We start from the raw sequence: 22822 nt of genomic DNA on the forward strand, positions 1-22822 counted from the left end.
CCTGGCGCCACGGCGCGGGGTTCTGTCCCTCAAAGTTTCAGTATTCCACCGGTAGCGGATCCAACGAGCGCCAAATATACCAAGTTGCCACGCTGCAATACGGCGCCCATGCAGCGGCAACTTCCCGGGCATCACTACGGCTGACCACGTCACCCGAGAAATAGCTCTTGCTGATGCCATTGATCAGTCCCACATCATCCAGCGGCAGTACATTGGGACGCATCAGGTGAAAGATCAAAAACATCTCTGCGGTCCAGCGACCGATGCCGCGGATCGCGATCAACTCGGCGATGATAGCCTCATCGTCCATCTCCTCCCAAGCCTTGACGTGCACCGCACCATTGTCAAAGTGCAAGGCCAGATCGACCAGGTACTCGACCTTGCGTGCGCTCAGACCGGCCGCCCGCATGTCATCCACCTTGAGCTTCAATACGTTGGCCGCCGTGATCTTTTTAGGAAGAAGCGCAAACCGGTCCCACACCGTCTGCGCAGCTTTCACCGAAATCTGCTGTCCCACAATGCTGCGGGCCAGGGTAACGAAAGCGTCTCCGCGGGTTTGCAGGCAAGCATCGCCAAACTGGGGGATCAGCCGCTTCATCACGCGGTCTTTTTTCATCAGGTGCTTGCAGGCTTCCTCCCAGTAAGAGGGTGTGGCGAGTACCGGAGCTATCTTTTTAGTAGCTGCCATGGCCTGATTCCCGATGACTGGAGGTAAAAATGATCCACATTGACATCACTGCGCCACTTCCCATGTCGTGCCAGCCGCAGAGTCTTTCAGCACAATGCCCTTGGCAAGCAGATCTTGGCGAATGCGGTCCGCCTGCGCAAAATCCCTGGCCGCCTTCGCAGCGGCCCGTTGTGCAATCAGCGTGGCCACAGTCGCTTCATCGAGTGTTGCGCCAGCCTGCAAAAACAGCTTGGGGTCGCCTTGAAGCAAGCCAATACATGCCCCCAAGGCCTTGAGCAAGCCCGCCAGTTCGGCCGAACCCGTCTTGTTGACTTCTGTTGCCAACTCAAACAGCACGGACACGGCCTCAGGCGTGCCAAAGTCTTCATCCATCGCCGCCTTGAACCGTGCGGCAAAGGGCTCGGTCCACTCGATGATGACCGGCGCAGGTGTCACCAGATCAAGCGCTGTATACAAACGCTTGAGGGAGTTGCGGGCGTCTTCCAGATGCGCATCGCTGTGATTCAGGGCGCTGCGGTAGTGCGCCCGAATGATGAAAAAGCGCGTGGTTTCGGCATCGAAGCGGGCCAGGATGTCGCGAATCGTGAAAAAATTGCCCAGACTTTTGGACATTTTTTCATTGTCCCGGGTCACAAAACCGTTGTGCATCCAAATGCTGGCCAGGGGCTTGCCAGTGGCCCCCTCACTCTGGGCAATTTCGTTCTCGTGGTGCGGAAACTGCAGATCGGCTCCACCACCGTGAATGTCAAAACTCTCGCCCAGCATCTGGCAACTCATGGCCGAGCACTCAATGTGCCAGCCCGGACGACCCCGGCCGTAAGCACTGTCCCACTGAGCATCGGCGGGCTCGTCGGGCTTGGCCGTTTTCCAGAGCACGAAATCCAGCGGGTCCTGCTTGCCGTCCAGCACGGCAACCCGCTCGCCTGCGCGCAATTCATCGAGTGATTTGCCGCTGAGCTTGCCATAGCCCTGGAACTTGCGCACCGCGTAATTCACATCGCCATTCGGCGACTGGTAGGCCAATCCTTTGTCCGACAGTTTGGAGATCAGCTGCAGCATTTGCGGAACAAATTCTGTGGCCCGGGGTTCAAAGGTGGGGCGTTCAATGCCCAGCGCGTCGGCATCCTGGTGCAAGGCATCAACCATGCGATCGGTAAGGGAACGGATGGACTCCCGGTTTTCCAGGGAACGCTTGATGATCTTGTCGTCAATGTCTGTCACGTTACGCACATAAGTCACCCGCAGTCCGCTGGCCTTGAGCCAACGCTGCACCACATCAAAGGCGACCATCGAGCGCGCATGGCCCAAGTGGCACAGATCGTAAACAGTCATGCCACAGACGTACATGCGGACGTGACCTGGCTCCAGAGGTGACAAAGGCTCAAGGGCACGCGACAGCGTGTTGTAAATGCGCAGACTCATGGATATTTAACGGGACTTCGAACGAACTTCAGCCGAGTGGAGACCTCGGCGGGCAATGCAAATGGGCGGGTAATTATGAGAGGGCTGAAAAGAACCCCCTCGGCTACAATCCAGCGCAGTATATAGCCCTGCCTTACAGTCACCTGAGGCAGGCCCTTATGGTGTATGCATTAAAAGGCTCCATGAAGCACGTCCGCTCTTCCGTTTTGACCTCTCTTCGCCTGCTCACACTGGCGACAATCTGCTTCACAAGCGCAGCCCAGGCCGATGAATATGCTGATGTCAGTCAACTGCTGCGGGCCGGCAAGCTGACCGAAGCCTTGATCAATGCCGACATCTATCTGGCCGCCAAGCCGCGCGATCCGCAGATGCGATTTCTCAAGGGCGTGATTCAGCGCGATGCCGGCAAGATTCCCGATGCCATCACAACCTTCACCAAGCTCACCGAAGACTATCCCGAGCTGCCCGAGCCCTACAACAACCTGGCCGTGCTGTACGCCGGCCAGAGCCAGTACGACAAGGCGCGCACAGCGCTGGAAATGGCGATTCGCACCAACCCCAGCTACGCCACGGCGCATGAGAACCTGGGTGATGTGTACGCCAAACTCGCCAGCCAGGCCTATAACAAGGCACTGCAACTGGACAGCACCAACACAGCCGTTCAACCCAAGCTGGCCCTGATTCGCGAGCTGTTCAACCCCAACCTCAAGGGCGTGCGTCCAGCGATGCCCATGGCGCCGACGGCAGCGCCCCCCGTTGCATTGGCAAAGCCGCCTCTGGCACCAGCACCCGCCCCAGCAGTGGCGCGACCACCCGCGGCAACTGCACCAGCGCCCGTCGTGGCAGTACCTGCTGCAGCCGCTCCAGTTGCGCCCCCTGTCGCCGTCGCCAGCCCGGCCGCTGCGCCAGCACCCGCCGCCGCAGTGCCAGTGGTCAAGCCACCGGTCAGTGACAGTGCAGCCAAGGACGCCGAAGCCGCATTGCGTGCCTGGGCCAAAGCCTGGGCCGCCAAAGATGTCTCGGCCTACCTGGGTGCCTATGGCAAAGAATTCACACCTCCTGGCAAACAATCCCGTAGCGCATGGGAAATGGAGCGTCGCAAACGCATTACCGGCAAATCCAGCATCAGCGTGAAACTGGAAAACCTGAGCGTGACCATCAACGGCAACAAGGCGGTTATCAAATTCCGGCAGGATTACCGGGCCGATGCGCTGTCGGTATCGAGTCGCAAGACCATCGACATGGTCAAAACCGGCGAACGCTGGCTGATCGTTCGGGAATCCACGGGAAGCTGATGATCGCCTGGCGAACCTATCGGACAATGCCGACTTGCGGTAAGGACAAGCGCGAACGCTTGGCATTTTGATGATGAAAACGCTCATTCTTGCCTTGATTGCTGCCACTGCATTCACGCTGACATCGTCAGCGTATGCCACCGATGTCAAAAAGGGCAAGGCCAAAGCAGCACCTGCCAGCCCCAAAAGCGTCGCCGAACCGGGCCCGGCAGAAGCACGACTGATCGAGGTTTACCAGTTGATCTCAAAAGCGCATGGCCGCGAAGCGCTGCTGAAAGCCGAGCAGCTGGTAAGAGACTATCCCCATTTTCAGTTGGCCCAATTGGTCTATGGTGACTTGCTGGCCTCAAGAATGCGACCCGTTCGAACTTTAGGGGATGTGCCGGAGCCACTTATCAAAGCTGCGACACCTGCATTGAATGAACTGCGGGAAGAGTCGCAAGTACGGCTCAAGGCACTGCGTGAACGTCCGCCGCCAGGGCTTATCCCCTCACAATTTTTAACCCTGTCACCCCGTAACAAACACGCCATTGCCGTCGATGCCTCGCGCTCGCGCCTGTACCTGTTTGAGAACCGTCCGACTGGACTGGCCCTGGTCGCGGACTACTACATCTCGATCGGGAAGTCCGGGCTGGAAAAGAACATTGAGGGTGATTTGCGCACCCCGCTGGGGGTTTACTTCATCACCAGCAATCTTGACCCCAAGTCGCTGAGAGACTTCTATGGCTCAGGTGCGCTGCCCATCAACTATCCCAACGTGCTTGACAGCAAACGCGGCAAAACAGGCCGTGGCATCTGGCTGCACGGAACGCCATCCGACCAGTTTTCACGTCCGCCGCTGGCCACAGATGGCTGTGTTGTCCTGGCCAACCCTGACTTGGCCCAGATCATTCGCACGATCGAGATTCGCACCACACCGGTTGTCATTTCCCAACGGTTGCAATGGATCACGCCCAAAGCTGCCCATTCAGACAACAAGCCCTTTGAAGACGCTTTGACGGCATGGCAAAGCGCCAAGTCCAGCGGCAACATGGACCGCTTGCTGAATTTCTACACACCGGATTTCAACAGCTACGGCAAGACGCTGACAGAGTGGACACCGGCCCTGCGCAGCGAAATGGACAAGGTACGCGGACGCGCCATCCAGCTCAAGGACCTGTCCTTGCTGCGCTGGACAGACAGCGCCGATACCATGGTCGTCACCTTTGGCGAGGTTACCGACGGCACACGCACCGGCCCGACCAAGCGCCAGTACTGGATTCGCCAGGGCAGCCAATGGAAAATATTTTTTGAAGGAGTCATTGGATGAAGTCTGGATTTTTTTCGACTCTGACCCGCACGCTGATTGCGTCAGTAGCTATGTTTTCAATAGCAAACGGTGTCTTGGCGGAAGTTGCTCCGCGGGTAAAATTCACCACCACCGCCGGCGACTTTGTCGTTGAGGTCTATCCCGATAAAGCACCCAAAACGGTTGAAAATTTCCTGCAGTACGTGAAAGACAAACACTACGACGGCACCATCTTTCACCGTGTGATCGAGAACTTCATGGTTCAAGGTGGCGGCTTTGATGCCAGCTATGCCGAGAAAAAGACGCGCCCCCCCGTGGTGCACGAAGGCCGTGAAGCGCTGGTCAAGGGCGGTCCGAAAAACGTAGTGGGCACGCTGGCCATGGCCCGCACCAGCGACCCACAATCTGCAACGGCGCAGTTTTTCATCAACGTCAAGGACAATGCTTTTCTGGACCCCACGCTGATCCCGCCAGGCGACCCGGTGCCCAAGTTCGAATACCAGGGACGTGTCTATGAAAACACGCCCCGCACGAATCTGCTGAACGCACCGCAACTGTTTGGCTACACCGTATTTGGCAAAGTGGTCAGTGGCATGGAGGTGGTGCAAAAAATCAAGTCCAGCCCTACCGGCGCAGGGGGTCCCTTTTCTTCCGACGTTCCCAAAACACCGATTCTTATCAACTCTGCAACCCTGGTGAAATAAATCATGAGCAATCCCAAAGTCGAACTCCACGTTGCCAACTACGGCGTCATCACCATTGAACTCGATCAGGATAAGGCCCCAAAATCAGTGGCCAACTTCTTGAGCTACGTGAACAAGGGCCATTACAACAACACCATTTTCCACCGCGTCATTCCCGGTTTCATGGTTCAGGGTGGCGGCATGGAGCCCGGCATGAAGGAAAAAAAGGGCGACAAGCCCATCGACAACGAAGCCAACAATGGCTTGAAGAATCAGATGTACACCGTCGCCATGGCCCGTACCGGTGATCCACATTCGGCTACTGCGCAGTTTTTCATCAACGTGGCGGACAACGGTTTTCTCAACCACACGGCCATTTCGGCTCAGGGCTGGGGCTATGCCGTGTTCGGCAAAGTGGTCTCTGGAACCGAGGTGGTGGACAAGATCAAGGCCGTGAAGACCAGCCGCAAGGGCTACCACGACGACGTGCCGGTTGAAGACGTGATCATCGAAAAGGCCGTGGCACTCTGACATGGCAGGCTTAACCCCAAGGCTGAAGGCACAGTCATCTGTGCCGCCCTGGGGTGAGATTCAAGCGCCCGACCATTGGCGCTGTGTTGATTTCATCTCCGACCTGCATCTTCAGGCCTCGGAACCTGTCACTTTTGATGCGTGGCGCACTTATATGCAGTCCACACGGGCCGATGCCATGTTCATTCTGGGTGACCTGTTTGAAGTTTGGGTGGGGGATGACATCGTTGCCGCATCGGCAGACGACCTTGACCCTTCGGTGAGCTTTGAAAACCAATGTGCGCAGGTTCTCCAATCAGCTGCCGATCGACTCGACATTTTTTTCATGCATGGCAACCGGGACTTTTTGCTCGGACCCGCGTTCGCCGGGAACTGTCGCATGACCCTTCTGGAGGATCCCACGCGGCTGGACTTCGGCGGGCACCGCTGGCTACTCTCTCACGGTGATGCCTTGTGCCTGGCAGACACCGACTACATGCAGTTTCGCGCGCAGGTTCGCAGCGCGCAGTGGCAACAGGACTTTCTCGGCAAGCCACTGACGGAACGCCGCACAATTGCACTGGGGCTGCGCCAGCAAAGCGAAACCCGCAAGCGTAGCGGCACCGTCTATGCTGATCTGGACCCGCAAGCCAGTTGTGAATGGTTACAAGCAGCTCAAGCTCAAACCCTGATCCATGGTCACACCCACAAGCCGGGTCAACATGATCTGGGAAATGGACAGACTCGAATCGTTCTGAGCGATTGGGACACAGCAGCGATACCGCCGCGCGCCGAAGTCGTGCGTCTTACGCGACAGCCAACTCACACAGTCAGAGAAGCCATGGTACAGCGCATACCCGCGACCCAGGCCAGGCTCTGACGCCGACGCAAGATCAGAGACTGACCTCGTCGATCTGACCGGGGTCCAGGAATTGTTCCGCGTAGCGCTGGTAAATTCCTTTTTTCAGGAAAATATCAAACAGATCCGGATCGATATGACCAATGGCCTTGAAGTTTTTCATGATGCCCACGGCTTGCGATAACTTCATGCCGGGCTTGTAGGGTCGGTCGGATGCCGTCAAAGCCTCGAAAATATCGGCGATGCCCATGACCCGGGCTTGCACGGACATCTGGTCCCGCGTCAAACCCTTGGGATAGCCCTTGCCATCCATCCGCTCATGATGGCCACCGGCATACTCTGGCACATTCTTGAGATGCTTGGGCCAGGGCAACTGCTCCAGCATTTTGATGGTCGCCACAATGTGGTGGTTGATGGTGTCGCGCTCGGACAGGGTCAGCGTGCCGGCCCGAATGGTCAGGTTTTCAATCTCATTGGCCGTGAGAAATTCGGTTTCCACACCGTCAACATTACGCCAGAGCCGCTGACTGCCAATCTGGCGTACGCGCTCCAGGGCACTCTCACTCATGGCTTCCCCGCCGATATTGGCGGCGCGAACAAATTCCCGATCGGCGTCAAGTGACTCGATGGCCGCCTGGCCTGCTGCAAACAGTTCGGCTTCTGCCTGCGGATTCACACAGGGACGCAAAGCAAGTTGCTGGCGCAGGGCGTGGAGTTCGGCATCGCGCTTGAGCACCTCGGTGCGGGTATCGATCAGATGCACGCGGTCAAACAAGGTCTGCAACTTGGTGGCCTTGTCCACCACATGAACCGGCGTCGTGATTTTGCCGCAATCGTGCAGCAAGCCGGCGATCTTGAGTTCATACCGGTCCCGGTCGTCCATGGTGAACGAGGCCAGCGGTCCTTCCGTCGTTTCAGCAACCGCTTCTGCCAACAGCATGGTGAGCGTGGGAACGCGCTGGCAATGGCCGCCGGTGTAGTGGGATTTTTCGTCAATGGCCAGGTTGATCAGATTGATGAAGGACTCAAACAACTCCTCCAACTGCGTCATCAGCAGGCGGTTGCTCAGCGCAATGGCAGCTTGCGAGGCCAACGACTCTGCCAGACTTTGATCGGCCATGGAGAACGAAACCACGTCCTGGCTATCGGGCGCCTGTGCATTGATGAGTTGAAGCACACCAATCACCTCGCCTTCGTGATTCTTCATCGGCACCGCCAGAAATGACTTCGAGCGGTAACCTGTGCGTTCATCGAAATGACGTGTGCCGGAAAAATCGAAATTGGGCTCGGTGTAGGCGTCTGCTATGTTGACGGTCTCCACATGAATGGCCGCATACGCCGCCACCAGCGAGTCGTTGGGTGCGCCGGTCTCATCACACAAGGGTAGATTGGGAAAGCTGATAGGACTGCCGGAGGTCCCGCCCATGGCGATATCCAGCGAATCGGTCCGCAAAATCTCGAATCGGAGGGTCTGACCATCCTCCATCATCCGGTACAGCGTACCTCCATCCGCATTCGTGATGGTCTTGGCCGCCAGCAGAATCCGCTCAAGAAGACGCGTGATGTCACGCTCTTTGGAGAGCGAGGCACCGATGTCATTGAGTTGCTCAAGGCGTTTGAGCAGGCCGTCAACAGAGTCCATCTTCGCCCCCTTTCCGTTTATGGCTTCAGCAACACCTTCAGCACCGTTTGCAGCCGGCGTGCAAGACCGGCATCAAAGCCACTGCTCAGCACCGTGGCAACATCCTGGCCCCACGTTTGAACCGGTGCCGGATCATTCCGTTTGGTCAACAACTGCAACTGCAAGGCGCGTCGGGCATTCAGGTGCTCGGCTGGCGTTGGCACTTCAGAAGCCATTTCCAGACGCAACTGGGCAACACTGGCATCCCCCGCTGGTGCTTGAGTGAGGGCCTTGATCCAGGCGCTGCGGGTGGCCGCTGCCACGCGATTGCCCAACTCCTGCGCCGAAGGCACCTGGGCGGTATCGCGATGTTCCCATGCGGCCAGCAGATGGGTCAATGCCTCGCCATGCGCTTGCGCGGCAAGTTTTCGCAGTGCCATCTGAGCATGCTCCATGGCGTCACGCTGAGCACGAAACGCCGTGTCACCCAAGCGCGGGGCCTCGGTGCGCGCACCATAAGCCTCATCACGGCTATCCCGGCGTGGGCCTCTGTCGTCAGGTCGGCCGGCAAACCGCGCGTCACGTGGACCGCGGGCGCTGTCGCGTACACCCTCCCTGCCCGCATCTTTGCGGTCGCCAAACTTCGGCCCACGCCCCATAGGCGCAGGCTCTGCCTTCTTCATGCCTGGACGATCGTCGCCACGCATGGCCACCACGGGCCGCGGGGCGGGCTTGGGTGGCGCCACCGGCGCTACAGCCTCGGTTGGTTCAGCGGATTCAGCCGACTCTTGGGCCGTATCCGCCTCAAGCGCACTGACAGCAGGCACTTCCGCTACAGATTGCGTAGCATCAAAAGCAGATTTAACGAGGAACTCGGAGGCATCCTTGTCTTTTTCTGCGTCCTGCACGGCCGCCTTGGCTTGGGCCTGACCGCGCAAGGCTGCTTCCAGTGCCTGCATGGCGGCACGAATACCCTGGGCATCGCCTGCTGCGTTGGCGGCTTCCAACGCCTTGGCAGCATCCAGCACCACACGGTCGCGCTCGCCCAAGGCAGCGTTGGCCTTTTCACGCTCTGCGGTCTTGCGATTGAAGGCGTCATCAATAGGTTTGCGAAATGCATCCCACAGCTTTTGTTCCTGGCGGCGCTCGATGGGCACGGCATGCGCCTCCGCCTGCCAGCGTTGCTGAAGAGACTTGACCGCATCAATGCGCAGCATGGGCTCGGCACCCAAGGCCTTTGCTTCTTCAATCATGGCCTGGCGCGCTGACAGGCTGAGCTTTTGCAGAGCTTCCAGCGGCGCGGCGGCCGCGTTGATAGCGGCTTTCCACAATGGCTGCAACTCGGCAAAGGCCTTTTCACCCACATGGCCACCTTCGCGCCAGCGATCCCCAAACTGATGCAAGATGCGATTGAAGCCCTTCCAGTCATCGTCCAGCGCCACGGGGTTGGCTGCAGCCCAAGCCTTGACCTCTTCGATCAGTGCCAAACGCTGTGCACGGTGCTCAGCCGACTCTGCCTTGACCTTTTCCAGCCAGACCTCCACCACTTTGTGGGCTTCATTGCAGGCATCGTCAAAGCGTTTCCACAAAGCGTGATTGGGGGCGCCACCCTGGTCGATCTGCTTCCATTGTTCGCGCAGGGTACGCAGGATTTCCTGCACTTTGCGCCCACCGATGGCTTGCCCCTCGGGGCGATTCAGCAGGCCTTCAGCCTTGCTCACCAACTCTTCACGCAGTTGGTCGGCGCGCCAGCGCTGCCAACCCTCCAACTCGCCAGCTGCAGCCAGTGCCGCATGCGCCTGATTCTCAAGCTTGTCGTCAATGATCTTGCCGAATTCCTTCAACGCGTTGCGTAGCGCCGCTGCTGCACCGGCACTGGCTTTCCCATGACCTTCAGCAATTTCCTGCTCCAGCTTTGATAGCGATTCACGGACTACCTTCAGGGCTTTGGCCTTGATTTCAGGATCAATAGAAGGTTTTTTCGGCTTTGCTGCGGCCTCAACCGGCACGCCACGCGCCACACGCAGTTCATCCGCCCACACCGGCACTGGCGGCAAAGGGGCTGCGGCATCGGCGGCAGCGGCAGCAGCTTGCGCCACAGCGGCACTGAAGGCATCCCACACGACCAGCAACTGAGCGCGGGAGGCATCCAGCAAAGGGGGGAAACGGGCATCCACACTGGCCCAGTTGGTGTCACTCAAAAGTGCCGTGGCCTGCGCCTGCCAGTGATTGACATCAATCTGCAAGGCCTCGGAAACGGCCTGCGCATCACGCCAGGACTTGGTGGACAGAACCTCAATGCGCTGTGCCAGCAACACGGCCGCTTCGCGCTGCACCTGCACCCGATGCTGCAGGTCTTCGATAACTTTCACGCGGTCACTGAGCTGTCCCTTGAGGGTAGCCAGCGGCTCTTTGCTCAGGGGTGCGCCGGCCTTGGCAGCATCGCGCTGCCATGCCATCGCATCGGCGATGTTGAGCTTGGCCGCAGCGAGCAAAGCCTGCGCCTTGTCAGCCCACTCCTGCGCAATAGACTCCTGCCCCCTGCTGCGCTTGATCTCATCGAGCTTTTCGCGCAGCAATTTGGCAGCGCCTTTGTCTTTGCCGCTAAGTTCCTTGAACACGGCTTGTATTTGCTCTGCGCTGGGCGCGCTTGCCAGCCAGTCACGGATGCGCGAAGTGCGCTCACCCGACGTGTGTGCAGAAAAAGCCCCACCCGTCAGCGCGTCCAGCGGGTGGATTTCGTTTGTTTTGGCTGGGGGTTTTGTCACTTCGAGGGCTTCAGCAGTTTTAGAGGGGGCAGAAAAAGAGAACATGAATCGCACACACAAGGAGAAGAATCCCTGCCGGATTGCGGTCAGGGTCGAAGCGCTATTTTCGCCGGTATTTACCGGCCCGGCAAAAAGTCTGTCCGAGGCTCTATGGGGTGCTCAAACTCAGTTCCGCGCGCACAGGCCCATTTTGCCTCAGGTGGCATCACTGCCAGATGAAATCCTGCAGCACGCGCCATCGCAGTCTCTATATATGTACCCCAAATGAGAAAGCCCGGTCGGTTGGCTCCAAGCCAGGCCGCCGGGCTCGACGGCTGACACAAGGTCAATGCCGTCTGGGCTTGCACAGTGGGAGGGTAAAGTCCCAAAGTGCCAGGGGGCAAAAGATTGCCTCCAAAAATTGCCGGGGCCGCTTTATCACTGCTACCCAGAGGTAGGGACTGGCTACTGCCGACTTGCCGCCTGTGATGTGACAGGCGTTTTCAGTCTAGGCACGCTTCACGAAGAATTCAAATTGAAATTTCAATCGCAAACACCTCATTGATTGTGAAACTGGAAAACGCGGACAAAGAAAGACTTGGGCTGCGCCCTGATTTCAGTTGGTTTTATCTATTTATTGAATCATTTATAGAATAACAAACCTATTTCATATTGTTGACTTGATATATCAAGTCAACCTAGAATCCGCCCATCCCGACGAAAGTCTAGGGATAACCCGAACCCGCTGCCGAACCCGGCATATTCAAATCACTGCACAACAAGCGAAAGAACCCGCAGGATATTGATAGCGTACCAACCCAAACGAGGGCCGAGGGTGTTGAGCTGAAACCAGTGCAACACTCAAGCCCGCGCGAACGAAGGAAGAGCTATGACAGCGTCTAGAAAATTCACCCAGGGCCTGCGAACATTCGCATCAGATATCGCCCAGGGCTTCTTTGAAATCACACATAACGGTTTTGCCCTTGTTGGGCTGGCTGTCATTTTTGCAGTCATCACTTTGACCGCCCGTCCCGAACTGCGTCAGATCGGAGAGATCAAGCTCATTACCTGGCTGCAAACCCGACAAGTCGCCGTCACAGGCATGGAAACGGAAATTGACGCCATCGACCGCGCCACAGCAACCAATCCACAGGAGTTGCCGAAACAGCAGGCGGCAGTTGCCTACTGGCTGAGCAAGAAATACCGCGTTGCGCCCGAACCGGTTAGCGCATTGGTGGCTGAAGCCTATGAGATCGGTATCCGTACCAAGCTTGATCCAACGCTGATTCTGGCAGTCATGGCCGTGGAATCAGGTTTCAACCCGTTCGCCCAGAGTCCCGTGGGTGCTCAGGGCTTGATGCAGGTGATGACCAAGATTCACAGCGACAAGTACGAAAACTTTGGCGGCAAACTGGCTGCCTTTGATCCTTTGACCAATCTGCGGGTCGGCGTCAAGGTGTTGCAGGAATGCATCCAACGGGCGGGCTCCACCGAAGGCGGGCTGAGGTTCTATGTTGGTGCTGCCAATATTGAAGACGACGGTGGTTACGCAGGCAAGGTCATGGCCGAGCACTCCCGCTTGAAAATGGTGGCCAGCGGCCGGGCTGTGCCGCTGACCGCACCGCAGACGATTCCGGTGCTGGCGCCAGCCAAACCCGACGACAGCGCTGACAAAGTTGCGGCCCTGTTCAGTTCCTGATTTAGCAAGCCTGGCACATGCCAGGGCTTGTCAGTTAAACTCGGGGGGTACGCGACTGGCGATAGGCGCTTGACCTTTGCAGGTATAAGACGCTGACGTGGGACAACCACTGGGAAGCGTACCGCATTGCCACATCGGCAACTGTGTTCAGCCGTTCGCCTGGGCAGCCCTGGTTTCACCCGACGTGACTCACAGGCCCATCGTCTTTAAGGACTGCCATGTACAACCGTAACATTCTCATTGAGCAAACCGACCCCGAGATTTTTGCCGCAATCCAGGCTGAAAACGCTCGCCAGGAACACCACATCGAGCTGATCGCCAGCGAAAACTACGCCTCGCCCGCCGTCATGGCCGCGCAAGGCTCGCAACTCACCAACAAATACGCCGAGGGTTACCCCGGCAAACGCTACTACGGTGGCTGCGAATACGTGGACATTGCCGAGCAACTGGCGATCGACCGCGTCAAACAGATCTTTGGCGCCGATTGCGCCAACGTGCAACCACATTGCGGTGCCTCGGCCAATGAAGCCGTTTTCCTTGCCTTCCTGAAGCCCGGCGACACCATCATGGGCATGAGCCTGGCCGAAGGCGGCCACTTGACCCACGGCATGGCTCTGAACATGAGCGGCAAGTGGTTCAACGTGGTGTCCTACGGCCTCAACGCCAAGGAAGAAATCGACTACGACGCAATGGAGAAGAAGGCCCATGAAACCAAGCCAAAACTCATTATTGCCGGCGCCAGTGCTTATTCTCTTGCTATCGATTTTGAGCGCTTTGCCAAAGTGGCCAAAGCCGTCGGCGCCATCTTCATGGTGGACATGGCCCACTACGCCGGCCTGATCGCAGCCGGCCTGTACCCTAACCCCGTGCCTTATGCCGACGTGGTGACCTCCACCACCCACAAGAGCCTGCGTGGCCCACGTGGCGGCATTATTCTGATGAAGGCCCAGCACGAGAAAGCCATCAACAGCGCCATCTTCCCCGGACTGCAAGGCGGCCCGCTGATGCACGTGATTGCAGCTAAAGCCGTGGCCTTCAAGGAAGCTTTAACGCCTGAATTCAAGGTCTATCAAAAGCAGGTACTGACCAACGCTCGCATTGTTGCTGAAACGCTGGTGTCGCGCGGTCTGCGTATCGTGAGCGGCCGCACTGAAAGCCATGTGATGCTGGTCGATCTGCGCGCCAAGGGCATTACCGGCAAGGAAGCGGAGGCAGTATTAGGTGCGGCCCACATGACCATCAACAAAAATGCCATCCCCAACGACCCCGAAAAACCAATGGTCACCAGCGGCGTGCGCATCGGCACCCCCGCCCTGACCACCCGTGGTTTCAAGGATGAAGAAGCCCGTATCACTGCCAATTTGATAGCGGACGTGCTGGACAATCCAAGGGACACTGCCAATATCGATGCTGTACGGGCCAAGGTCAACGCGTTGACCGCACGTTTCCCGGTCTACCGTTAAGCACCAAGCTGATGAAATGCCCCTTCTGCAGTCATTCCGACACCCAAGTGGTGGAAACACGAATTTCTGAAGACGGGGATTTCATCCGCCGCAGGCGGCAATGCGCTTCATGCGAAAAGCGCTTCACCACCTACGAACGCCCGGATGTGAACTTTCCGGCCATCGTCAAAAAAGATGGCCGACGCATTGAGTACGAGCGAGCCAAATTGCTGGCCTCCATGAACCTGGCGCTACGCAAGCGCCCGGTCAGCATCGAACAAATCGACGCTGCGGTAGAACGCATGGAAGAAAAACTGCTCAACCTGGGCCTGCGGGAAGTGCCCTCCACCCGCATTGGCGAACTGGTCATGCGCGAACTCAAGAAGCTCGACAAAGTAGCCTATGTGCGCTTCGCCAGCGTTTATCGCAGCTTTGAAGACATTGATGAGTTCAAGACCTTGGTGGATGAGGTGAGGCGGTAAAACTCGTCATTGAGACACAGGGCTAGACTCGGAGCCGCCAAGCGGTCAAATCTGCTTGACAGACGGCGCGTAGAAAATAGTTTTTTTTCGGTCAAGAAACTATCATTGCGATTATGAGACATCAAAACCGAGTCGACACATATGCAGCCAGCGCAACTTATGCTTTGCGTGCTCATAATTCATTCAGAAGGTCTGCTGGTTTTTCGCTAATTGAGGTGCTAATCTCAATCGTTGTACTTTCATTTGGTTTGTTAGGGATGGTTGGCATGCAGGCTGCCGCACTGCAATCCAATCGGGAAGCCAGGTTGCAATCATCTGCGGTCGTACTCGCACGAGAATTGGCAGAGCTAATGCGTGGCAACAAAGCGATTGGCATTCTTGCAACAGGCAATCCATATCTAGGAGACTTCAACACGCCGTTGGTTGCTGCCACTCCTTCCTACTGCCTTAACGTGGCACCTGCTACCCCTCTTTGCACCAATGCTACCGATATAGCCAATGCGCAAATGACCGAATGGCTTGCCCGTGTTGATGCTGAACTTCCTGGTGCTCATGTCAAGACTTGCTTTGATTCAGCACCATTTGATTCAAATGGCCTACCGATATGGACTTGCAACAATACTGGCGGCGTAGTTGTCGTCAAGATTGGTTGGACGCGCGGCTCCACGGACAGATCAAAGTCTGGCACGGCCGCCTTTGAAAGAGCTATCCGCCCGTCAGTAATTTTTTCAGTAACCGCCGGAATGACATAATGATGCAAGCAAGCCCCTATTGGTCGTGCGGTATGCCGCGCGGCTTTTTCGACGGCACAACTCGAAGAGCATATTCAAGCGGGTTGACATTGGTCGAATTGCTTGTTGCTCTCGTCATTAGCATGTTGATTGCTTTGGCAGCAATATCCGCTTTGACGGTGACGAGACAAGGTTTTAATACGGTTGATGCCGCATCTCAACTTCGAGACAACAGTCGTTTTGCAGCTGATGTCATTCAACGTCTTATTGTACAAAGCGGTTATAAAGATTCACAGTTCACTGGTGCTTCAGGGTCTTCCGCCTTAGTCGCTGTGGCTGGCCTTGGAACTAATCCAGACCCCAACATTACAGGATTTAATAACGCATTAATCGATGCAACAGACCCGCTGAATGCATCCACAACGCGCACTGCTGGCATTGATGGCTTTGGCAGTGATATTTTGATCTTGCGGTATCAAGGTGTAGAGACATTTCCTGGTTCAGGAGTTTCGGACGGATCTATGATTGATTGCGCAGGAAATCCGGCCACTGCCGTCCCGACCAATCGATATGATCGAATGGTCAGCATACTCCATGTGGCGGTGAGCCAAGGAGAACCTTCATTGATGTGCTCTTACTCGGCGACGGGTGCAGCACCCTTTACTACTCAACCGATCGTTCGCGGTGTGGAAAACTTCCAAGTGCTCTATGGCATGGACGATGTGACGCCCAACGTAGCCCCCCCACCTCTTTCTGCGGCATCCGCCGATGCCTATTTGAATAAAGCGCCCAACCGCTTTCTCCGTTCAGATCAATTGACGGTTGCAGGAAATGCCGTCGGCACCAATGCCAACTGGCGACTCGTCCGCAGCGTACGTATCGGATTGATTCTCAGAGGACCATTGAATTCACAACAAGAAAAAGTTTCGCAGACTTTCTATCCTTTTGGTATTGGAAAGTCTTCTGCATCCGGGACGCAAGGCTCCGCGTTGTCGAACACTGCCACGTTGGATCCAGGCACAGCGTTCACCCCCACCACAATTGATGGTCGATTGCGAATGGTCCATACTTTTACGGTGCAGCTTCGGAATCAACAAAATCTTTGATCTTATGGATACGTCCAAAATGCATTCTCGGACCTCAAACTCCCGACGCCGTTGGCAGCAAAATGGTGCTTCGTTGATTATGGTCATGCTGATTCTGGTGGTGGTATCGCTACTTGGCATCGGCGGAGCACAAATCGCCATCATGAGTGAACGCGGCGCCCGAAGTGATCGCGATCAGCAGGTTGCGTGGCAGGCTGCAGAAGCGGCTCTGAGCGATGCCGAATTTGATCTATTCGATGCCACCGGCACCCGAAGGGCTGCAGTACCATTTGATGGGAAAACGCCCTTCACCACTGTTAGCGGTTGCGGCACATCTGGGACATCAATTGGATTATGCGCTTTAAATTTGACGGGTCATCCAGCTTGGTTGGATGCCGACTACACAGATACCAGCACCAACGCCCCAACGACACAATTTGGAACATTCACTAACCGCACCTTTGCTGCGGGCGGCGCGGGCGTACAGCCTGCCCGTGCACCACGCTACGTCATGGAAATGCTTGTAGATCCGACAAGCGGTGACAAATCAAATCCAGACTATTTGTACCGCGTGACTGCGGTAGGGTTTGGACCCCGCGTCGACATTCAAGTGATGATGCAAATCCTTTACCGAATTTAAATTCAGGACTGATGTTATGAACACCAACAGATTTTCATTGTCGTCCATCATCGGCTCAATCGCCATGCTCAGTGAGTCAGCCCGTAAGCTCTCCGGTCATTCAAAACTACGGTGGTTGCGCCAACGGTGGGTTCCGTGGATGATCGTACCAGTAGTCGCCGTGGTTTCATTCGTAGCGATCAGCGCCAGCACCCCCCCCACCATTCCCGCCATCGCTCTTTCAGCTGACCCACTTTATGCCGCAACAGCTGGCGATAAACCTGCGTTGACGCTGGCACTGTCCGTTGAGTTTCCTACTGTAGGGGCTCAATACGTAAATGTACCTAACACGACCAGTGACAACTCATACAGCAATACGAAGGAATATCTGGGTTATTACGATGCAGAAAGTTGCTATACATATAACAACACCCCAACCGAGACACCCGTCGCACCGCTAACCGCGCCAGACTACAAACGGTTTGACCGTTCTGGCCCGGCCATAGCATTGGCTGTACCGAGTGTGACGCAACCTACCATGACAAGCCGAATGTGTGCCAATGCATTCAGCGGCAACTTTTTAAACTGGGCGTCCAGTTCGGCAATCGACATGCTGCGGCTGGCGTTGACTGGCGGGGATCGCTATATTGATACACCGTCATTGACCATTCTGCAGCGTGCCGTCATACCGGATGGCAACCCCATCTGCATGTGGAACAGCACCAATTTCCCTGCAAAGCAATTACTGAGAAGTGGCGGCACATCAGGTACACCCTACTTTGGCGCCGTACCCACGTCAATGCAGACAGGTGCAGGCACCAACGATATCTGGGTGGGCAACACGCTCAACAAAATTTTCTTTGGCACAGCCTCTGGTGGCGGATGCGGCAATACCAGCAGCTACACACTGGGCGCCGGTAGCGGCGCTCAAATCGGGCCAATTGTGTATTCGACAAACAGCCTGCCAGGTGGTGCCACCAATTGTGCCGCCGAAGGTGCCCAATGTAGCTTTACGGGAGTCCGGGAGGTTTGGTATGGCGCCAACTCTGGCGGCACCAAGAAATGGTACGTCGCGCCAGCTTCCAACGGAGTCTCATGCTCAAACAGCGTATTTGGCGATCCTTGGAGCGGAACAGCGAAGAACTGTTACATATCTACGTATTCTGGCCCATGGACACCTACAGTTTCGACAAGCCTTAACTCTGATGGATTCTTCTACTCCCGCGTTCAGGTGTGCAACACCTCGTCTGGCGTGTTGCAAGACGCTCGCGACTACGGTTTGTGCAAAAAATACCCCAATGGCAATTACAAACCTACCGGGGCTATTCAAAAATACAGCGACCAATTGCGATTGGCGGCCTTCGGCTACCTGATGGATCAAACTGCAAGCTATAGCAGTGGTCGCTACGGCGGGGTATTGCGTGCGCCAATGAAATACGTGGGAAATAAAACCTTTGACATCAATGGTGTAGACAACACGCCCGGCACGGGGAACCCGAATAAGGAGTGGGATGACAGCACGGGGGTGTTTGTCGTTAATCCCGAAAATGACGCAACTTACGGCAAAAGCGGCGTAACCACATATGTCAATCAATTCGGCCGAACCGGTCCCACCCCGGGTTTGTACAAGAAGTACGATCCTGTCGGCGAACTGCACTACGAAGCTCTGCGATATTTGCAAGGCTTACAGCCAAGCACCGATGCAGTCAGTAGTATCACGGCTGCCATGTACGACGGCTTCCCAGTGTCAACGACGTGGACCGATCCCTACGGGGGAGGAAGATCGAGTACCGGTGACTATTCCTGCCTCAAGAGCAACATCGTTGTTATTGGCGACGTCAACACTCATGACGGCAATAGATTGCCAACGGCAAGTGCTGCCAACAATATCCCCGACATCAATTACTGGCGAGGTATCGTAAAAGACTTCGAGAAAAATAACACTACCACCTATACCGATGGTCAAGGCGTCTCGCGAACCACGGGCAACCCGAACGGAGCAAATAGCAGTGTTCCCAGCGCCACTGATCGCAGCCAAATCATGGGCTCAGCTTACTGGGCACACACGCATGACATTCGGGGTACAGGGTGGACCGGCTCGCCCAGCCAGCAGCGCCCAGGCTTGCGTGTCAAGACCTTCACTTTCGACGTCAATGAGTACGGTCAGCAAAGCTTACTCTCGACGCGAAGCACTTCCAATCAGTTCTTTATGGCAGCCAAGTATGGTGGCTTTGAAACTGACCTCTCAAACACCGGCACAAATCCAGCCGGAGCGACACCCGCAAATAATCCATGGAACACTTGGGGCAATCCGTTCAAGCACGACGACAACACGGTTAACAAGTATGTTTGGGAAGATACAGATTCAACTCGAGCGGGTGAGGCCAACACTTACTTTTTGCAAAGCGACGCACGTGGCGTACTAAAAGCCTTCGACGACATCTTCTCTAGGGCATCAACCCAAGCATCAAGTATTGCTGGCGCTGCGGCACAATCAAAAAATGTGACCCAGTCTGGAAGCACCATCTACCAAGGTACTTTCGACACAAGCGACTGGAGCGGCGACCTATTGGCCATTCCGGTCAATGTCAGCGTGACAAATGCAGTGACTCTGGGTCCAAAAACTTGGTCTGCAGATGCCAAACTCATAGCGCTGCCCACGCCGGCAACGACACGCAACATTGTTGTGGGCAAAGTATCTGTGGCTGCAGGCTCGGACGCTGGCACCGCATTCACATGGACGGCTATTGAGACTAGCCTGCAAGCGGCATTAAATAAGCCGGCCCCAGCATCCGCCAGCGACGGACTCGGACAAGACCGATTGAACTACTTGCGTGGAGATCGATCAAAAGAAGGCAATCCGTTCCGTAGGCGTACGCATTTGCTGGGTGACATCATCAATTCAGGTGTTGTGTACTCGGGCTCCCCAACGAGGAGCATTACTGGCTCCAGCACTTATGCGGCCTTTGCGGCCACGCCATCCATTGCGAACAGAACACCGGCAGTTTTTGTGGGGGCCAATGATGGCATGCTTCATGCCTTTGATGCCACAAATGGCAATGAACTGTTTGGCTATATCCCAAGTTGGTTGGGACCAAAATTATCAGCCTTGACCAGCAGTACTTACCTGACAGCCCATCAAAGCTTTATGGATGGCACGCCAACGGTAGCAGAAGCTCAGGTGGGGTCCGCTGGAACCTCTGCCGATTGGAAAACGGTGCTGATTTCGGGCACAGGAGGAGGCGGTCAGGGTGTTTTTGCTCTTGACGTGAGTATCCCGGCGACGTTCAGTGCTTCCAATGTGATGTGGGAATTTACCCATACAGACGATCCTGACATGGGAAACGTAATCGGTCGACCGCAAATATTGAAGCTTAGGACCAGTGCGCCAGGAGCAACAACACCGATCTACAAGTGGTTTGCGGTCGTAGGAAGTGGCGTGAACAACTATGTAGCTGATAGCGCAGGCCTCTTTGGCAGTGGTTACCCCGCGTTATTTATCCTGGATCTTAGTAAGCCAGCAGGTACAGCATGGACGCTGGGAACCAATTACTACAAGGTATCCTTGCCCGTGAATGGGGATTTAAATTACCTTACGAGTTACCTTGCAACCGGAGGTACATCACTTACGGCCACGAAGGCAACAGGTTTGATCAATTTCAAAGCGGCGCTTGGGGCGGCCCGCGAGGTGACCGAAATTTTCATGGGGGATTTACATGGAAACTTATGGAAACTTGATTTCACTTCGGTCGGAATTGCAGATTGGAATATGAACAAGCTTTCAGCTTTCAATAAGGGGACGGCGGGCGCCCCAGTTCCATACCCCATGTACATTGCAAAAGATGCAGCGTCAAACACACAGCCCATTTCTATGGCTCCAACCATTGCTTTTGGTCCAATTCCAAACACCAGCTATGTCATGTTTGGAACCGGAAAATATCTCGAAATATCGGACAAAACTTCGACTTCACAGCAATCTATGTACATGATTTACGACAACAACACAACCTCAGCAGATAGCAGTCCGGCTGGCGCAAGTGCTATCAGTGGCAGGGGAAGATTGCAAGCAGGAACAGTAGGAGCGACATCTGTCACGATACCTGCATTTAGTCTAGGCCGTCCGCTTACGAATGGTGATTTGACACAACGATCTGGATGGTATTTCGATTACATTGCGTCAAAGGAACGACAGATCTTCAATGCGAGCGTGCTAGGGGACTCAATCACTTTTGCCAGCCTGATTCCCGGTACGCCGGCTACAAGTGGTACTTGCTCCGCTGCACCCGGCTCAGGGTATGTATACACATTGAACTTGGCGGGAGGGAGTGGCACTAGAACGATATCAACCGGTGGTCTTGTCGGTGAGTTACTGCCTTTGGAGATTACCTCCGCAACGACATATTCAGCCACGGACAATGCAGGACAAAGAATAAAGACTATCACAACGACGACTTTTGAATCATCAACTACCGGCGTGAAGGTGGGAACCACCACGACTCGGGTAGTTAGAACTGGTCGACTAAGCTGGCGTGAGGTTCACAATTATTTAGATCGGAAAAATGCGCCATGAAAAAACTAAGGAATCGTGGATTCACTTTGATTGAGTTGATGATTGTGGTAGGCATTGTCGCCATCCTCGCCAGTGTTGCCTATCCTTCTTATATGGACTCCATTCGCAAAGGAAAGCGCGCGGAGGGACGAGCAGCATTGACAGAACTCATGCAGCAGCAAGAGCGCTACATGACTCAAAACAACTGCTACGTGGGTTTCACTACGGCAACCAGCGGTGTCGCTACAGCGACTTCTCCTGGAACTGCATGCGGGGGTGTAACCCCTGCAACTGTGCCTTTTAAAACGTTCTCCGGTGACACGCTGGCGAAGGCGGCCTATTTGCTTGCCGCAGATGCATGCCCCGGTGCGACCATTGCTGACTGTGTACGTGTGTCCGCTACGCCAGTCACCAGCGACCCTGAGGCAGGAACATTGCAAATCCTCAGCAGTGGTACAAAGACTTGCAGTGGCGGAAGCAAACCTTCCGTGTGTTGGCAATGATTAAATGTAGAGCCCCCGAACGGGGATTCACCCTCATTGAATTGATGGTCACCATGGCGCTGGTCGCTGCTTTAATGGCGGTCGCGATCCCCAGTTTCAAAGCATTTCAGCGCAATTCTGAACTGTCATCCTTTACCAACACACTGCTGGCGGGCATCAATGCTGCTCGAAGCGAGGCCATGAAACGCGGTATGTATGCCATGGTGGTTCCAAACGATGGTGTCAACTGGAACAGTGGTTGGCAAGTATTTGTCGACAAAGATCGATCGCAAAATTATCTTGCTGCCAACGACATTTCTGTTCTGAAGACCGATACTCCGCCAAGCTATTTGACTATCTCCGGCAACGGAACGGCAACGGGCGCAACGCCCTACATCATGTTTGACGCCTCTGGATACTCAAAAACAAAAACCGGAGGATTTGGTGCCCTCACTTTCACGATTGCTAGGAACGACGTCACAGCCAATGAGCAAAATGAGCAAACACGGCGGGCTGTCATTTCCAGTACCGGCCGAGTACGAATCTGTAAACCATCTACAGATAGCACTTGCACAACTTCTGCAACTCAGTAATTTGAAGATTTGTTTGATTTTCCATCC

18 protein-coding genes and 1 riboswitch are annotated in these 22822 nt (G+C 55.5%); of the genes, 14 read left to right on the forward strand and 4 right to left on the reverse strand.

What is annotated here, in order from left to right; translation table 11 throughout:
* Positions 1-37: 37 nt before the first annotated feature.
* Both IV109_RS10985 and cysS read right to left on the reverse strand, forming a co-directional pair.
* Positions 38-688 carry a DNA-3-methyladenine glycosylase 2 family protein gene (locus tag IV109_RS10985; RefSeq protein ID WP_296696135.1) on the reverse strand — a complete coding sequence of 217 codons (651 nt, stop codon included), beginning with the start codon at positions 686-688 and terminating at the stop codon, positions 38-40.
* 45 nt (positions 689-733) lie between these two features.
* Positions 734-2110 (reverse strand): cysteine--tRNA ligase, encoded by a 1377-nt coding sequence (gene cysS / locus IV109_RS10990; RefSeq protein ID WP_296696140.1) that lies wholly within the window; start codon positions 2108-2110, stop codon positions 734-736.
* A 182-nt stretch (positions 2111-2292) separates the two neighbouring features.
* On the opposite strand from cysS, the gene IV109_RS10995 reads away from it, so the two are divergent.
* The 5 genes from IV109_RS10995 (at position 2293) to IV109_RS11015 (ending at position 6766) form a co-directional block, all read left to right on the forward strand.
* Positions 2293-3405 (forward strand): tetratricopeptide repeat protein, encoded by a 1113-nt coding sequence (locus IV109_RS10995; protein ID WP_296696143.1) that lies wholly within the window; start codon positions 2293-2295, stop codon positions 3403-3405.
* A gap of 73 nt (positions 3406-3478) precedes the next feature.
* Positions 3479-4714 (forward strand): L,D-transpeptidase family protein, encoded by a 1236-nt coding sequence (locus IV109_RS11000; protein ID WP_296696146.1) that lies wholly within the window; start codon positions 3479-3481, stop codon positions 4712-4714.
* 50 nt (positions 4715-4764) lie between these two features.
* Positions 4765-5397 (forward strand): peptidylprolyl isomerase, encoded by a 633-nt coding sequence (locus IV109_RS11005; RefSeq protein ID WP_296696539.1) that lies wholly within the window; start codon positions 4765-4767, stop codon positions 5395-5397.
* 3 nt (positions 5398-5400) lie between these two features.
* The gene (locus tag IV109_RS11010; RefSeq protein ID WP_296696149.1) at positions 5401-5907 is read left to right on the forward strand and encodes a peptidylprolyl isomerase; all 507 of its coding nucleotides are present in this window, start codon (positions 5401-5403) and stop codon (positions 5905-5907) included.
* A gap of 1 nt (position 5908) precedes the next feature.
* Positions 5909-6766, forward strand: a complete 858-nt coding sequence (locus IV109_RS11015) for a UDP-2,3-diacylglucosamine diphosphatase (RefSeq protein ID WP_296696151.1) — start codon at positions 5909-5911, stop codon at positions 6764-6766.
* Positions 6767-6779: 13 nt separating this feature from the next.
* Here the strand turns inward: IV109_RS11015 and IV109_RS11020 are convergent, their stop codons facing one another.
* Positions 6780-8387 (reverse strand): HD domain-containing phosphohydrolase, encoded by a 1608-nt coding sequence (locus IV109_RS11020; RefSeq protein ID WP_296696154.1) that lies wholly within the window; start codon positions 8385-8387, stop codon positions 6780-6782.
* 17 nt (positions 8388-8404) lie between these two features.
* On the reverse strand, positions 8405-11179 hold the full coding sequence (locus tag IV109_RS11025) for a DUF349 domain-containing protein (RefSeq protein WP_296696159.1): 2775 nt from the start codon (positions 11177-11179) through the stop codon (positions 8405-8407).
* Positions 11180-12002: 823 nt separating this feature from the next.
* Between IV109_RS11025 and IV109_RS11030 the strand changes: the two genes are divergently transcribed.
* The 9 genes from IV109_RS11030 to IV109_RS11070 all read left to right on the forward strand — a co-directional run bounded on the left by IV109_RS11030 (position 12003) and on the right by IV109_RS11070 (position 22795).
* Positions 12003-12812, forward strand: coding sequence for a lytic transglycosylase domain-containing protein (locus tag IV109_RS11030; protein ID WP_296696163.1), 810 nt, complete (start codon positions 12003-12005; stop codon positions 12810-12812).
* A 41-nt stretch (positions 12813-12853) separates the two neighbouring features.
* Positions 12854-12984: riboswitch (ZMP/ZTP riboswitch) on the forward strand.
* A 46-nt stretch (positions 12985-13030) separates the two neighbouring features.
* Complete coding sequence (gene glyA / locus IV109_RS11035; protein WP_296696166.1) at positions 13031-14275, forward strand: serine hydroxymethyltransferase; 1245 nt, start codon at positions 13031-13033, stop codon at positions 14273-14275.
* 11 nt (positions 14276-14286) lie between these two features.
* Positions 14287-14736, forward strand: a complete 450-nt coding sequence (nrdR, locus tag IV109_RS11040; RefSeq protein WP_296696169.1) for a transcriptional regulator NrdR — start codon at positions 14287-14289, stop codon at positions 14734-14736.
* A 113-nt stretch (positions 14737-14849) separates the two neighbouring features.
* Positions 14850-15488 (forward strand): type IV pilus modification protein PilV, encoded by a 639-nt coding sequence (gene pilV, locus IV109_RS11045; protein ID WP_296696170.1) that lies wholly within the window; start codon positions 14850-14852, stop codon positions 15486-15488.
* A 2-nt stretch (positions 15489-15490) separates the two neighbouring features.
* Positions 15491-16573 (forward strand): PilW family protein, encoded by a 1083-nt coding sequence (locus IV109_RS11050; RefSeq protein WP_296696172.1) that lies wholly within the window; start codon positions 15491-15493, stop codon positions 16571-16573.
* A 4-nt stretch (positions 16574-16577) separates the two neighbouring features.
* Positions 16578-17192 (forward strand): PilX N-terminal domain-containing pilus assembly protein, encoded by a 615-nt coding sequence (locus tag IV109_RS11055; RefSeq protein WP_296696174.1) that lies wholly within the window; start codon positions 16578-16580, stop codon positions 17190-17192.
* Positions 17193-17208: 16 nt separating this feature from the next.
* Positions 17209-21741: a PilC/PilY family type IV pilus protein gene (locus IV109_RS11060; protein ID WP_296696175.1), complete on the forward strand. Its 4533-nt coding sequence runs from the start codon at positions 17209-17211 to the stop codon at positions 21739-21741.
* Positions 21738-22223: a type IV pilin protein gene (locus IV109_RS11065; RefSeq protein ID WP_296696177.1), complete on the forward strand. Its 486-nt coding sequence runs from the start codon at positions 21738-21740 to the stop codon at positions 22221-22223. Before IV109_RS11060 ends, IV109_RS11065 begins: the two co-directional genes overlap by 4 nt.
* A complete protein-coding gene (locus tag IV109_RS11070; RefSeq protein ID WP_296696542.1) occupies positions 22220-22795 on the forward strand; it encodes a GspH/FimT family pseudopilin in 576 nt (191 codons plus the stop codon). The genes IV109_RS11065 and IV109_RS11070 overlap by 4 nt, the downstream gene beginning before the upstream one ends.
* The last annotated feature ends 27 nt before the right edge of the window (positions 22796-22822 follow it).

The organism is Rhodoferax sp., assembly GCF_018780565.1.
GTDB lineage: Bacteria > Pseudomonadota > Gammaproteobacteria > Burkholderiales > Burkholderiaceae_C > Rhodoferax.

Excerpts from the sequence above, each read along its gene's own strand:
- nrdR (WP_296696169.1), top strand. The coding sequence starts at position 14,287 with ATGAAATGCCCCTTCTGCAGTCATTCCGACACCCAAGTGGTGGAAACA.
- IV109_RS11070 (WP_296696542.1), top strand. The coding sequence starts at position 22,220 with ATGATTAAATGTAGAGCCCCCGAACGGGGATTCACCCTCATTGAATTG.
- glyA (WP_296696166.1), top strand. The coding sequence starts at position 13,031 with ATGTACAACCGTAACATTCTCATTGAGCAAACCGACCCCGAGATTTTT.
- IV109_RS11030 (WP_296696163.1), top strand. The coding sequence starts at position 12,003 with ATGACAGCGTCTAGAAAATTCACCCAGGGCCTGCGAACATTCGCATCA.
- IV109_RS11065 (WP_296696177.1), top strand. The coding sequence starts at position 21,738 with ATGAAAAAACTAAGGAATCGTGGATTCACTTTGATTGAGTTGATGATT.
- pilV (WP_296696170.1), top strand. The coding sequence starts at position 14,850 with ATGAGACATCAAAACCGAGTCGACACATATGCAGCCAGCGCAACTTAT.
- IV109_RS11005 (WP_296696539.1), top strand. The coding sequence starts at position 4,765 with ATGTTTTCAATAGCAAACGGTGTCTTGGCGGAAGTTGCTCCGCGGGTA.
- IV109_RS11010 (WP_296696149.1), top strand. The coding sequence starts at position 5,401 with ATGAGCAATCCCAAAGTCGAACTCCACGTTGCCAACTACGGCGTCATC.
- IV109_RS11025 (WP_296696159.1), bottom strand. The coding sequence starts at position 11,179 with ATGTTCTCTTTTTCTGCCCCCTCTAAAACTGCTGAAGCCCTCGAAGTG.
- IV109_RS11000 (WP_296696146.1), top strand. The coding sequence starts at position 3,479 with ATGAAAACGCTCATTCTTGCCTTGATTGCTGCCACTGCATTCACGCTG.
- cysS (WP_296696140.1), bottom strand. The coding sequence starts at position 2,110 with ATGAGTCTGCGCATTTACAACACGCTGTCGCGTGCCCTTGAGCCTTTG.
- IV109_RS11055 (WP_296696174.1), top strand. The coding sequence starts at position 16,578 with ATGGATACGTCCAAAATGCATTCTCGGACCTCAAACTCCCGACGCCGT.
- IV109_RS10995 (WP_296696143.1), top strand. The coding sequence starts at position 2,293 with ATGAAGCACGTCCGCTCTTCCGTTTTGACCTCTCTTCGCCTGCTCACA.
- IV109_RS11050 (WP_296696172.1), top strand. The coding sequence starts at position 15,491 with ATGCAAGCAAGCCCCTATTGGTCGTGCGGTATGCCGCGCGGCTTTTTC.
- IV109_RS11060 (WP_296696175.1), top strand. The coding sequence starts at position 17,209 with ATGAACACCAACAGATTTTCATTGTCGTCCATCATCGGCTCAATCGCC.
- IV109_RS10985 (WP_296696135.1), bottom strand. The coding sequence starts at position 688 with ATGGCAGCTACTAAAAAGATAGCTCCGGTACTCGCCACACCCTCTTAC.
- IV109_RS11015 (WP_296696151.1), top strand. The coding sequence starts at position 5,909 with ATGGCAGGCTTAACCCCAAGGCTGAAGGCACAGTCATCTGTGCCGCCC.
- IV109_RS11020 (WP_296696154.1), bottom strand. The coding sequence starts at position 8,387 with ATGGACTCTGTTGACGGCCTGCTCAAACGCCTTGAGCAACTCAATGAC.